The following is a 12802-nucleotide window of genomic DNA, read 5'->3' as shown; positions in this document are numbered from 1 at the left end:
CCCTGCCGCCAACCCGAGGAGTGCCGATGCACCTGCCCCCGGTCATCAACTTCGCCCAGTGGGTACGCGACCACGCCGACGACCTCAGGCCGCCCGTGAACAACCGGCAGATCTGGGACGGCAGCCGCGACTTCATCGTCCAGGTCGTCGGCGGGCCCAACGCCCGCACCGACTACCACCTGGAGCCCTACGAGGAGTGGTTCTACCAGGTCAAGGGCGATATGCACGTCAACGTCATGGTCGACGGCCGGCCCCGGCGCATCGATGTCCGCGAGGGCGAGATGTTCCTGCTGCCCGGCGGCGTCCCGCACTCCCCGCAGCGCCCCGAGGCGGGCTCCGTCGGCCTCGTCGTCGAACGCGTCCGGGACGAGGGCACCCGGGAACGCTTCCAGTGGTACTGCCCCGCCTGCCACGCCCTCGTCCACGACGTCGAACTCCAGGTCCGCGACATCGTCCGCGACCTTCCCCCGGTCTTCGCCGCCTTCCACGGCGACACCGCAGCCCGTACCTGCCGCGCCTGCGGCACCCTGCACCCCGGCAAGGGCGGAACCGCACCGTGAACAGAACCACCCCCGGCGCCCTCCCCGGCGCCACCCGCTTCGACATCCACACCCACTACGTCCCCCGCGGCTGGCCCGATCTGACGACCGCCGCCGGGCCCGCCCCCGACTGGCCCTCGCTCCGCGTCACCTCCGAACGCGAAGCGATGATCATGGTCGGCTCCCGGGAGTTCCGCCGGATCGGCGCCGACTGCTGGGACGCCGGCACCCGCCTCGCCGATATGGCCGCCGACGGCATCGACGCCCAGGTCGTCTCCCCGACACCGGTCTTCTTCAACTACGCCCGCCCCGCCGACCAGGCGGCCAAGGTCGCCCGGATCTTCAACGACCTCGCCCTGGAGATCTGCGCCCCCGCCCCCGACCGGCTGCTGCCCTTCGCCCAGGTCCCCCTCCAGGACCCGGACGCCGCCTGCCGCGAACTCGACCGCTGCCTGGCCAACGGCCACCTCGGCGTGGAGATCGGCAACCACGTCGGCGACCGCGACCTCGACGACGAGGGCGTCATCACCTTCCTCCAGCACTGCGCGGACCGCGGCGCCCCCGTCTTCGTCCACCCCTGGGACATGGCCGCCTCCCCGCGCCTGGACCGCTGGATGGCCCAGTGGCTGACCGGCATGCCCGCCGAGACCCACCTCTCGGTGCTCGCCCTCATCCTCGGCGGCGTCTTCGACCGTGTCCCCGACACCCTGCGGATCTGCTTCGCCCACGGCGGCGGCTCGTTCGCGTTCTGGCTGGGCCGTCTGGAGAACGCCTGGCACCGCCGCGCCGACATCATCGCCACCTCCGCCCATCCGCCGTCGCACTACACCGACCGCTTCTCCGTCGACTCCGTCGTCTTCGAACCCGCCGCCCTGCGCACCCTCGTCGACACCCTCGGCGCGAGCCAGGTCATGGTCGGCAGCGACTACCCCTACCCCCTGGGCGAACGCCCCGTCGGCGCCGTCGTCCACCGCTCCGACTTCCTGGACGAGGCCCAGCGCGCGGCGATCCTGGGCGGCAACGCCCGCCGGTTCCTGGGGCTGGGACCGGGCTGACGTCGCCAACTCCCCGCTATTCGAGGGGAGTTGGTGTTCATGCCCCGGTGGCCGGCCCGCCCCGCCTCCCCCGGGGCTGGCCGGCCACCGGGCCCCGTACACCGGCCGGGCCGCGGCCCTCGCCGGACCGGAGCCGTACCGGACCGGGGCCGCACGGACCGCCCGGTGACACCGCCCTCGTCACCAGGGCCACCGCCGGGGTCCGTACGTTGTACGGGCCGCCGTCCACCAGGAGCCGCGGGGCACCCACCGGGAACGCCCCGGAGCCGGCTCCGGTGCGGGCGGCAACGCCCCCTGCACCGAAGGAGACACGCGCGTGAACAGCGAACCGGGACACCCCGTCGACATCCCCACCGACCGGGGGCCCGTCCCGGTCCGCCGCACCGGGCCCCTCCGGTACGCCACCGCCGCACGGTTCCGGCCACCGGTGACCGTCCCCGCGGGGACCGACGTCCCGGTGCCCGGCGCGATGTGCCCGCAGCCACCGTCCCGGCTCCGCGCCGTGATGGGGCCCTCCCACGACCTCCCGCAGGACGAGGACTGCCTGCACCTGAGCATCACCGCCCCGGCCGCCCCCGCCCCGCCCCGGCCCGTCCTCGTCTTCCTCCACGGCGGCGGCTTCACCAGCGGCTCCGGCCTCCTCGACTGGTACGACGGGGCCCGGCTCAGCGCCGAGGGCGACCTCGTCACCGTCTCCGTCAGCTACCGCGTCGGCCCCTTCGGCTTCCTCCGCCACCCCGAGGTCGCCCCCGGCAACCTCGGCCTCCTCGACCAGCTCGCCGCACTGCGCTGGGTACAGGCGAACATCGCCCGGCACGGCGGCGACCCCGACCGGGTCACCGTCGCCGGACAGTCCGCCGGGGCGATCTCCCTGGCCCTACTGCTGCGCCACCCCGGCACCCCGGGCCTGCTGCGCCGCGCCATCCTCCAGAGCCCGGTCCTCGGCCCCGCCCAGACCACCCCCGCCGAGGCCGAGGCGGAGGGCGCCGACTTCCTGGCGTCCCTGGACGGCGACCCGTTCACCGCCGGGCACGACGCGCTCCTCACCGCCCGCGCGGCCGCCGCCGCCCGCGTCACACAGCGCACCGGCAACCGCGTCTCCCCGCCGTTCTCCCCCGTCGTCGGCGCCGACCCCGTCCCGGCCACCCCGCCCGCCACCGGCCTCGACGGCATCGACCTGCTCATCGGCTGGAACCGCGAGGAACTGACCGCCTTCGGCCTCTCCCGCCCCGACGCCCGCGCCGCCGAGGGCCCCGCCTTCGCCCGCCCGATCGCCGACTTCACCGCCCGATCCGCCGCCGCCGGCGCCCGGATCACCACCTACCGCCTCGACTGGGCCCCCGAGGGCTCCCCCTTCGGCGCCGTCCACTGTCTGGAACTCCCCCTCCTCCTCGGCGACGAGGCGGCCTGGCGCGGCGCCCCGATGCTCGGCGGGGCCCCCTGGCCCGCCATCGACACCTTCGGCCGCGCCCTGCGCCGCGCCTGGACCGGCTTCGTACGGACAGGAGCCGTCGACCCGGCGACGACGGCGGGCCACCCGATCACCTGGAACCCGGAGCTCCCGCCGGAAACCCCCGCCGCCTAGCCCCGCCGGACGGCCCCGCCTCCTGGCCCCGCCGGAAACCTCGCCCCCAGCCCCGCCGGACGGCCCCGCCTCCTGAAACCTCCCCGCCCCCCGGACAGCCGCCCCCGACTCGCCCCGCCGCCGTCCCCGGGCGACCGTCGAGGAGTGCCGTCCGCCGGGACCGTGCGGGCTCCCGGCGGCGCGGCACGGGGCGGGGCCGCCACGGCGCCGTCCGCCGGGCGAACGAGCTGGAGGCAGCACCGTGCCGCACGTACCGCTACGGCGCGCCGCCGCCGTCGCCCTGCTCGCCGCCCTCGCCACCGGCACCGCCCTCACCGCCCCGGCCGCCCGGCCCGGCCCCCGGACCACCGCCACCCGCCCCGCGGCACACCCCCGCGACACCCCCGGCGGAGCCGGCGAACCGGGCCCGCCGACCGCCGCCGTCGCGTCCCCGCTGGTCATCGCGCATCGCGGCGCGTCGCGACAGGCACCGGAGAACACCCTCGCCGCCGTCGACGCCGCCCACCGCGCCGGGCTGACCTGGGTCGAGAACGACGTCCGGCGCACCAGGGACGGACAGCTCGTCGTCGTCCACGACGCGACGCTGCGCCGCACCACCGACGCCCCGCGCGCCCTGCCCGGCCGCGCCCCCTGGCGGGTCGCCGACCTCACCGCCGCCGAGATCGCCCGGCTCGACGCCGGAAGCTGGTTCGCCGCCCGGTTCGCGGGGGAGCGGGTGCCCACCCTCGACCGCTATCTGCGCCGCCTGGACCGCAACCACCAGTCGCTGCTGCTGGAGTTGAAAAGCCCCGCCGCCTACCCCGGCATCGAGGCCCAGACCCTCCACCTGCTCCGCGCCGAAGGCTGGCTCGACCGCGCCCACCTGCGACGCCTCATCGTCCAGAGCTTCTGCGCCCGCTGCGTCGGCACCGTCCACCGCCTCGCACCGCGGCTGCGCACCGCCGTCCTCGGCGCACCCGCCCCGCGCGACGCCGCCCGCTACGCCCGCTTCACCGACGGCATCAACCCGCCGATGGACCGCCTCACCCCGCGCTGGACCGCCGCCGTCCACCGCCTGCGCGGCGCCCACGGCGACCCGTTGCGGATCTGCGGCTGGGGCCCGGAGGCGGCCCCCGGTGCCGTCGCCGCCACGGTGCGAGGAATCGACGGAGTTGTCGCATAACGTGCCCGCGGACCGTATCCGGCCCTTGCGGGGCCTGCACAGGCGGGGATTTACCAGATTCGCGCGGCAGAGCTAAGGTGCCAGGGATGTTCGACGCCGCCACGCCCCCCGCATACGTAGCAAGACGCAGGATCAGGCCGATGGGTTCCGATGTGGCACCCGGCGCGATTCCCCGTCCTGCCCCTCCTCTGGGTTCGTACCGGGAGGGCCCTTGACGAACGACATACCCGACCACGGTGACCGCCGGGTGCCGATGCCCCCACCGGCCACCGGCGGCGGCGCCACCGCCACGGTCCTCGCGCCGCCCGCCGTGACGGCCGTTCCCCGGCAGCCCACCGCACCGCGGCAGGACGCGGCGCCCGCGCCGAAGAAGCAGCGGGACGCGTTCTTCGACAACGCCAAGTACCTCGCCATCGTGCTGGTCGCGATGGGCCACGCCTGGGAACCGCTGCGGGACGGCAGCCGCTCCGCCGCCGCCCTCTACATCACCGTCTACGCCTTCCACATGCCGGCGTTCATCATCATCTCCGGCTACTTCTCGCGCAGTTTCGACATGCGCAAGGACCGGCTCCAGCGGCTCGTCACCGGTGTCGCCGTCCCGTACATCCTCTTCGAGACGGCGTACACGCTCTTCAAGCGGTGGGCGAACGACGACCCCGGCTACCCCATCAGCCTCCTGGACCCCTGGTACCTCACGTGGTTCCTGGTCGCGCTCTTCATCTGGCGGCTGACGACCCCGCTGTGGAAGATCGTCCGCTGGCCGGTCCCGCTGGCGCTCGCCGTCGCCGTCGCCGCCTCCGTCTCACCGGAGATCGGTGACGACCTCGACCTCCAGCGCGTGCTGCAGTTCCTGCCGTTCTTCGTCCTCGGACTGAACCTCAAGGCCGAGCACTTCAAGCTGGTCCGCAACCGCAGGGCCCGCATCGCCGCCGTCCCGGTCATGGCCGGCGCGCTGCTCTTCGCGTACTGGGCCGCGCCCCGGATGAACGCCGCGTGGTTCTACCACCGCGACGCCGCCCAGGAACTCCACGCCCCGTGGTGGAGCGGAGCCGTCATGACGCTCGCCATGTTCGGCTGCTCGCTGGTCCTCGTCGCCTGCTTCTTCGCCTGGATCCCCGGCCGGACGATGTGGTGCACCGCTCTCGGCGCCGGCACCCTCTACGGCTACCTGCTGCACGGCTTCCTCGCCAAGGGCTCCCGCTTCTGGCACTGGTACGACGCCGCCTGGCTGCACACCCCGTGGGGCGCGATCGTGCTGACCCTCCTCGCGGGCACCGTCATCACCCTGCTGTGCACCCCGCCCGTGCAACGCGTCTTCCGCTTCGCGATGGAACCCAAGATGGACTGGGCGTTCAGGAAGGACCCGGTGGGCGCCGCCCGCCACCGCCGCTGACCCCGCCCGCGGACACCAGGGCGCCCGCCACCGGAACACTCCGGCGGCGGGCGCCCTGCCGTGTGCCCGCCCGCGTCAGGCCCGGTGCGGCTCCTCGGACACCAACTCGTAGCGCACCCCCAGCGACTGCAGCGCGTCCTGCTCCGCCTGCGGCAGCCGTACGTCGGAGATGACGAGGTCGAAATCGGCGAGCGGCGCCAGCTCGTAGAGCGCCTGACGGCCGAACTTCGAATGGTCGACGAGCAGCACCTTCCGCCGCGCCGCCGCCATCAACGCCCGCTTGACCAGCACGTTCTCCTGCGCCTGGTGGTAGCAGTGGCCGTTGTCGACGGCCGAGGTGGACAGGAAGGCGACATCCGCGCGGAAACTGCGGGCGCTGTCGGCGGTGGACATCCCGAGGAAGGCGTTGAACGCCGCGTGGTACTCCCCGCCCAGCGCGATCACCCGGATGTCGGGCTCCTCCGCCAACTCGTTGATGACCTGGAGGGAGTTGGTGATGACGGTGTACGCCCCGCGCGAGGACAGTGCCCGCGCCAGCGGCAGCGCCGTACTGGAGTCGTCGATGATCACCGCCTGGCCCGGCTCGGCGATGGCCAGCGCCGCCGCACAGATCGCCTCCTTCGCCGCGACCTGCTCGTTCCCCCGCCACCGCGCGTTGGACTCGAAGAGCGCGTTCGGCGCGGCCGTCGCCCCGCCCCGCACCTTCCGCAGCCACCCCTGATGCTCCAGCGTGTCCAGATCCCGGTGCACCGTCATCTGACTGACGCCCAGCTCCTGCACCAACTCCTCGATGGTCACCTGCCCCTCGGCCAGCACCCGGTCCGCGATCCGCTTCCGCCGCTCCCGGGGCGAGAGCTTGGCGGGCGTCTCACCGGCGGCGGAGTGCCCGGCGGCCGGTGCCTGCCCGGGGCGGTCCGCACGGCTGGTGTCGCGCGTGCGCCCGGCGTGCCGCGCCACCTCGGCGGCTTCCCCCCGGCCGGTGTCCCGCGTATGCCCGGTGGCCTGGGCCTGGCCTGTGGCTTCCGTACGTGCGGTGGCCGGTCCCTGTCCGGTGGTTTCCGCCCGGTCGGTGGGCTGCGGGTGCCCGGTGATCTGGGCCTGTCCGCCGGTCTCGGCCTGTCCCGGGGAGGTGTGCGGGCGGTCCCGCTCCGGGCCGGGGGGCCGCGGGGCCCGGACCCCGGCGGGGCGGCCCGTCCCCGCGGTGGGTGAGCCCTCGCCCGTGGCCTGCGGGCCCGTAGACGGGGGCCGCGCGCCGGTGGCCTGCGGTTCCGCAGACGAGGGCCGCGCGCCGGTGGCCTGCGGTTCCGCAGACGAGGGCCGCGCGCCGGTGCCGGGGTCTTCCGCCTCCGGGCGGCCCGCTCCCGGACTCCGCCGACCTGCCGCCGGGCCCGGCGACGCGGTCTTCGGGGCCCGGCCGAACGGGCCCCCGTCCGTGACCGAGTCCCGATTGCCTTCGCTGTCGGTCAACGCGTCGTCCCTTCGCGGATCGGATGTCGGCCGCCCTCAGCACGGCCGGCCCCCTACCCGGGATTTTAGGTCGTGCCTCGAATCGGCGTGCGGCCTGTGGACCGACGGCCGAACCCCCGCCCACCCCCTCCGACCTCCCCTCCCGCCCACGCCTGTCCCTTCCGTGCGCGGGCCCTACCGGGCGCGCTGTTCAGGCCGTGCGCGACGGGCTTTACACGATGCCCCGGGCCGGCCCCGCACGTTTTACGGGCGCCTCGCCCCGGGCGCACAGACCGGCGCGTCGGCCCGAGCCGGCTTCTCCGTGGCCGCGCCGCGCCGTGGCCGCGCCGGGCACGCCGCTCCGGCCGTACGCGATGCCCCGGGCCCGCCGGCACCGCACCTGGTCACGGGGGCCTCGTCCCGCGCCCGCCCGCCGAGGCGTCTTCCCCTCACTTCGCGTCCCCGTAGCAATCCACCACCGTCGTCGTGAACGGGAACCGCACCGGCGTGGGGCCGAACGTCAGCCGGCCCGCCGCGTCCGCCGCCGACGCGATGGCCGCCGCGACCGTCTCCGCCTCCTCGGCGGGGCAGTGCACGATCACCTCGTCGTGCTGGAAGAAGACCAACTCCGCCCGCAGACCCGCCTCGTGCAACGTGCGCCGCAGACCGGCCAGGAGCAGCAGCGCCCAGTCGGCGGCGCTGCCCTGCACCACGAAGTTACGGGTGAACCGGCCGCGCGCCCGCGCCGCCGCACCCCCGCCCCACCCGGCGCCCTCCCGCTCCTCCTCCTGCGGCAACCCGGCCTCCTCCGGCGGCGCCACCGAAGCGGGCGGACACGTACGCCCGAGCCACGTCCGCACCAGCCGCCCCTCCTCGCCCGCCCGCGCCGCGTCGTCGACGTACGCCACCGCCGCCGGGTAACGCCGCCGCAGATCGGCCAGATGCTTCAGCCCGTCACCCGACGTCTGCCCGTAGATCGCGCCCAGCAGCGCCAGCTTGGCGCGGTCCCGGTCGCCCCCGAAGGCCCGCGCGGCGAGATCCGCGTAGAGGTCACGGCCGGTGCCCGCCACCTCCATCAGCCCGCGGTCGCGCGAGATCGCCGCCAGCACCCGCGGCTCCATCTGATCGGCGTCCGCCACCACCAGCCGCCACCCCGGATCGGCCCGCACCGCCCGCCGGACCACCTTCGGCACCTGGAGCGCCCCGCCGCCGTTCGTCGTCCAGCGGCCCGAGACCGTCCCGCCCGGCAGATACGCGGGCCGGAACCGGCCCTCGTGCACCCACTGCTGCAACCACGCCCAGCCGTGCGCCGTGTGCAGCCGGTACAGCGCCTTGTACGCCAGCAGCGGCGCCACCGCCGGATGGTCGATCCGCTGCAACTCCCACTTCCGCGTCGAGCTCAGCGTGATGCCCGCGCCCGCGAACGCCCGGACGATGTCCTGCGGCAGATCGGGCCGCACCCGCGCCCCGCCGAATGCCCGCGACACCTCCTCGGCCAGCTCCGCCATCCGCCGCGGCTCCAGCCCGCCGGGGAACCGCTCACCCAACATCTCGTCCAGCAACGCCCGGTGCACATCGGCCCGCCACGGCACCCCGGCGTACGTCATCTCCGCCGCGACCAGCATCCCCGCCGACTCCGACGCCAGCAGCAACCGCAGCCGCTCCGGCAGCTCCGCCCGCTCGGTACGCGCCACCTGACCCGCGTAGACCTCCACCAGCGCCGTCAGCCCGTCCGTCCCCGGCGGCAACGGCACCGGGCCCGGCTCGAACAGCGACGGCTGGGTGTCGGCCGCCCGCACCGGCGTGTCCGGCGGCACCGGCAGCCCCCGCAGCCGCGCCCACGCCGCCGCCAGCGACCGCGGCTGCCCCCGCTGCCCCTCCTCGTGCCCGATCAGCAGCGCCTCGGCCGCCTCGACGTCGTAACACCGCTCCACCCGCAGCCCCGCCGCCAGCAGCCCGCGGTACAGCTCGGGCGTCGAGCGCCACACCCACCGCTCGACCCCGGGCCGGGCCCGCACCGCCGCCGCGAGCGACGGCTCCCGCACCACCGGTCCGGCGGGCCTGCCGTCCGGAGCGAGCGGGCAGAGACGCACACCCCCGTCGTCCGTCTCCGCCACTGCCCATCTCATGCCGTGAGTCTCGCACCAGGGTCTGACAATCGCCTCTGACCAGGCATTTCACCGGTCCGCACGCGCTTCGCGGGCACAGCGCCGTGCGGTCCGCGGCCACGCGGCAGCCGGGGACGGCCGCATCCGCCCGCCCGCACGCGGGGCACGCACCCCCGCACGCCCGCGCGGGTCACCCACCGGGATTCCTACGAACACCCCTGCCCCGGATTCACTCGAAAGTGGCGCCACCAGTTGGCGGTTCATGCGTTGAACAGCTTGTCGCTCCACGCGGCTGCGCGGCGCCCAGCCGCGCACATGTCCCGATAGCTGCTTCAGTGAAGAGGTTCGCCGTGAAGTTTGTCTCCAAGGCCGCCGTTCTGTCCGTCGCCGCGGGTATCGCCGTCATGGGCGGTGCCGGTGTCGCCTCCGCCGCGGGCCACGGCGCCGGTGCCCAGGGTGCCGCCGTCGGTTCCCCCGGCGTCGTTTCCGGCAACGTCATCCAGGTCCCGGTCGACGTCCCCATCAACGTCTGCGGCAACACCGTCAACGTCATCGGCCTGCTCAACCCGGCCTTCGGCAACACCTGCGTCAACGCCTGACGCCCCCCGGCAGGCGTTCGTACGAAGCGGACCGCCCGCCAGGAAGGCCGGTCCGGGACCTCGCGGTTCCGGGCCGGCCTTCGCCGTTCCCGGCCGAGGGACACGGCCCACCGCCCCACGCCACCCGGATGCGGTGATATCTGCCTATGGTTTCGCGTCATTCGGGTGAACCGGCGAAACCGCACCCTGTGAAGCAAGTTGTCCAGGACGCTCCGGATACGGGCACTCCGCTTCGAAAGGGTAAATCGTGATCAAGAAGGTCCTGGCCACGACGGCCGTAGCCGCGTCCCTCGTCGGCCTCTCGGCGACGGTCGCCCCCCAGGCGATGGCGACCGGCAACGACAACGGCACTTCCACGGTCAACGGCAACGGCGCCAAGACCGCCTACGGCAACTCCACGACCAAGGGCGAGATGAGCCCGCAGCTGGAGCTGATCCAGGGCACCCTGAACGACCTCTGCGTCGGCCTGCCGCTCAAGGCGAACATCGGCTCGCTCATCGGCCTGGTGCCGATCACCGTTCAGGACGTCAACGTCCTGTCCAACCCGCAGAACCAGCAGTGCACCAAGAACTCCACCCAGGCCAAGGGCGACGAGCCGCTGTCGCACATCCTGGACGACATCGCGGCGCTGTCCGCGAACGGTGTCGGCAACCGCTGATCCCGCGTCAGCCGTCGGCCGGTTCCCTGGTTCTCTCCTCCCGGGCGGACCGGACCGGCGGCGCCCCGCCGCACGTGTGTGGCGGGGCGGCATCACCCCTCTCGGCAGGAATTCCTATTCGGCGAATCCCTCGTACATGTGTCCCGCGGTGGCATTTTGGCGACAGGGCTGTGTGAAAACACGGCGCCCATCGACGGACGGTCCAGGCCATTCGGACGATTTTTCCGAAAACTTCTCCGCGGGAGTTTCGTAGGCGAGGGGACATCGTTACCAATATCGGCAGCGGAGTGACGGGCGAGCGGTTTGCGCCCGTGCGGCACGAAGGACGTGCGCGCTATCGAACCGCTGCAGGAAAGGGCTCAAAGTGAAGTACACCAAGATCGCCGCTGTTGCCGCCGGCACGCTGATGGCCGTCGGTGCCGCCTCCCCGGCGTTCGCCGACGCGGGTGCCAACGGTGTCGCCGCGAACTCGCCCGGCGTCATCTCCGGCAACGCCATCCAGGTGCCGATCCACGTGCCGATCAACCTGTGCGGCAACACCATCGACATCATCGGCCTGCTCAACCCGGCCTTCGGCAACACCTGCGTCAACGACTGATCCGGAGCTTTTCGGATCGCGTTGTCCCGGTCGGCCCCGGTACACATTTCGTGTGCCGGGGCCGACCGGTTCCCCGCCCCGAATTCGCCGCATTCACGGAACGTTGCGTGTTGTTCGGCGCGCATTCCGGGCGAGACGCATGTTCGGGGGTTTCTCCGCGTGCGGGGAATCGTTGGGAAGAGGGAATGCGGTGATCCGAGCAGTGAAGTGAATGCTCACGCGGCCGGGATGTCGCGCCCCGTCGAACACCGCCCGGGAAGGGACAGTTCACAGTGAAGTACGCGAAGTCCGCCGCCGTTCTGGCCGGTTCCGTCATGGCTCTCGGCACGGCTGTTCCCGCTTTCGCGGAAGGGCAGCCGCCGATGCCGAGCATGAGCCTCAACGGCGGCCTCAACGACGCGCTCCACAGCGAACAGCTCGACGGTCACCAGCTCCAGCCGCTGGTCGACACCGTCGCGGGTGCGGCGAACAAGGCGAAGTCCGGGTCGAAGAAGGTCCTGGGTGGCGCCACGGGGGCGACCCAGGGCGGAAAGCTGCTCGGCGGTCTGCCGCTCGGGAAGTAATTCCGTACGCAGGGCGCGGCGGGCGGGTGCGGGAAGGCTCAGCACCGGAGAATTCCCGGTTCGCGACGCCGGATGCCCCGTGTTCCTGCGGGTACTTCCCCGGCGATTCCGATCCCGCAGTGCGGATCGGGGACGCTGGCTCATTCGAGTGAATCAACGCAACTCGGCCGGCCGGTCGAAGTTGGGCACGTTGCCCGGCCCCGGGCAACTCGGAAAACGAAGGACAATCAATGATCAAGAAGGCTCTGGCGACCGCAGCCGCGGCTGCGTCCATCGTCGGAATCGGCGCCGCTGCCGCCCCGCAGGCGATGGCGACCGGCAACGACCACGGTACGAGCACCGTCAACGGCAATGGCGCCCTGCAGTCGTACGGCAACTCCGCCACGTACGGTTACATGAGCCCGCAGATCGGTCTCATCCAGGGCTCGCTCAACAAGCCTTGCATCGGTCTGCCCGCCAAGCTGAACCTCGGCTCGCTGATCGGCCTCGTGCCGATCACCGTTCAGGACATCAACGTGCTGTCCTCGCCGCAGAACCAGCAGTGCACCGAGAACTCCACCCAGACGAAGGGTGACGAGGCGCTGTCGCACATTCTGGACGACATCCCGATCCTCTCGGCCAACGGCGCCGGCAACCGCTGACCGGCGCGATCCGACCCGGGCCGCCCGGCCTTCCTTCTTCCGGACGGTCCGGGTTTCCTTTGCCCCCTCCCTCTTCCTTCCGGAAGGTTTCCGGTGTGGTGATGCATATGGATATCGGAAGGTGTGCGCGTAGGGGTTACGGAATGCTTGCGCGGGGAATGTGGGCAGGTAATTTCGGACTGCCGGAAACGTGTCGGAAAATGCGGTACTGAATTCTCGGCATCGTTATCCGTATGTGACCGTTGCCGGTCCGGGTCATTCGTTGGTCATGGTGTGTGGAGGGGCGCATGCCCATGCGTTCGCGGGATTGATGGGGTTGCGGACGCGTGGGTATGCCGCCGGAAAGCGGCACTGGGCCCGCGCCGCCGTCGAGGTGTCAATGCTCGGGTTCTCGGCCGTTGCGGTCTCGCAGGCGATGGCGACCGGTAACGACCACGGCGCGAACACAGATTGGA

Annotated in this window: 13 protein-coding genes; 10 read left to right on the top strand and 3 right to left on the bottom strand. The window is 73.0% G+C overall.

The window, feature by feature from the left end:
- Positions 1–26 precede the first annotated feature (26 nt).
- From ACZ4M8_RS17480 to ACZ4M8_RS17460, 5 genes are all read left to right on the top strand, one after another.
- Positions 27–560: a 3-hydroxyanthranilate 3,4-dioxygenase gene (locus ACZ4M8_RS17480; RefSeq protein WP_467608148.1), complete on the top strand. Its 534-nt coding sequence runs from the start codon at positions 27–29 to the stop codon at positions 558–560.
- On the top strand, positions 557–1594 hold the full coding sequence (locus ACZ4M8_RS17475) for an amidohydrolase family protein (RefSeq protein WP_467608147.1): 1038 nt from the start codon (positions 557–559) through the stop codon (positions 1592–1594). Before ACZ4M8_RS17480 ends, ACZ4M8_RS17475 begins: the two co-directional genes overlap by 4 nt.
- Before the next feature lie 316 nt (positions 1595–1910).
- Positions 1911–3179, top strand: a complete 1269-nt coding sequence (locus ACZ4M8_RS17470) for a carboxylesterase family protein (RefSeq protein ID WP_467608145.1) — start codon at positions 1911–1913, stop codon at positions 3177–3179.
- Positions 3180–3420: 241 nt separating this feature from the next.
- Positions 3421–4341: a glycerophosphodiester phosphodiesterase gene (locus ACZ4M8_RS17465; RefSeq protein WP_467608143.1), complete on the top strand. Its 921-nt coding sequence runs from the start codon at positions 3421–3423 to the stop codon at positions 4339–4341.
- A 211-nt stretch (positions 4342–4552) separates the two neighbouring features.
- Entirely contained in the window at positions 4553–5734 is a 1182-nt protein-coding gene (locus tag ACZ4M8_RS17460) for an acyltransferase family protein (protein ID WP_467608141.1), read from the top strand.
- Positions 5735–5809: 75 nt separating this feature from the next.
- Here the strand turns inward: ACZ4M8_RS17460 and ACZ4M8_RS17455 are convergent, their stop codons facing one another.
- A complete protein-coding gene (locus ACZ4M8_RS17455; RefSeq protein ID WP_467608139.1) occupies positions 5810–6691 on the bottom strand; it encodes a DeoR/GlpR family DNA-binding transcription regulator in 882 nt (293 codons plus the stop codon).
- 938 nt (positions 6692–7629) lie between these two features.
- Positions 7630–9309 carry a bifunctional 3'-5' exonuclease/DNA polymerase gene (locus ACZ4M8_RS17450; RefSeq protein ID WP_467608137.1) on the bottom strand — a complete coding sequence of 560 codons (1680 nt, stop codon included), beginning with the start codon at positions 9307–9309 and terminating at the stop codon, positions 7630–7632.
- A 329-nt stretch (positions 9310–9638) separates the two neighbouring features.
- Here ACZ4M8_RS17450 and ACZ4M8_RS17445 point away from each other — a divergent pair, with 329 nt between their 5' ends.
- From ACZ4M8_RS17445 to ACZ4M8_RS17425, 5 genes are all read left to right on the top strand, one after another.
- Positions 9639–9887, top strand: coding sequence for a chaplin (locus ACZ4M8_RS17445; protein ID WP_467608135.1), 249 nt, complete (start codon positions 9639–9641; stop codon positions 9885–9887).
- A 250-nt stretch (positions 9888–10137) separates the two neighbouring features.
- Positions 10138–10545, top strand: coding sequence for a rodlin (locus ACZ4M8_RS17440; protein WP_467609127.1), 408 nt, complete (start codon positions 10138–10140; stop codon positions 10543–10545).
- 364 nt (positions 10546–10909) lie between these two features.
- Positions 10910–11143, top strand: coding sequence for a chaplin (locus ACZ4M8_RS17435; protein ID WP_467608132.1), 234 nt, complete (start codon positions 10910–10912; stop codon positions 11141–11143).
- A gap of 272 nt (positions 11144–11415) precedes the next feature.
- Entirely contained in the window at positions 11416–11706 is a 291-nt protein-coding gene (locus tag ACZ4M8_RS17430) for a hypothetical protein (protein WP_467608129.1), read from the top strand.
- A gap of 230 nt (positions 11707–11936) precedes the next feature.
- Positions 11937–12347: a rodlin gene (locus tag ACZ4M8_RS17425; RefSeq protein WP_467608127.1), complete on the top strand. Its 411-nt coding sequence runs from the start codon at positions 11937–11939 to the stop codon at positions 12345–12347.
- A gap of 255 nt (positions 12348–12602) precedes the next feature.
- Here ACZ4M8_RS17425 and ACZ4M8_RS17420 read toward each other — a convergent pair.
- Positions 12603–12802 (bottom strand): hypothetical protein (locus ACZ4M8_RS17420; RefSeq protein WP_467608125.1); only part of this gene is annotated, 200 nt, incomplete at its 5' end.

Source organism: Streptomyces sp. NPDC027185, assembly GCF_055567035.1.
The sequence above is the reverse complement of the archived record's forward strand: the minus strand, read 5'-3'. Positions and strand labels throughout refer to the sequence as shown.

Excerpts from the sequence above, each read along its gene's own strand:
- ACZ4M8_RS17480 (WP_467608148.1), top strand. The coding sequence starts at position 27 with ATGCACCTGCCCCCGGTCATCAACTTCGCCCAGTGGGTACGCGACCAC.
- ACZ4M8_RS17450 (WP_467608137.1), bottom strand. The coding sequence starts at position 9,309 with ATGAGATGGGCAGTGGCGGAGACGGACGACGGGGGTGTGCGTCTCTGC.
- ACZ4M8_RS17425 (WP_467608127.1), top strand. The coding sequence starts at position 11,937 with ATGATCAAGAAGGCTCTGGCGACCGCAGCCGCGGCTGCGTCCATCGTC.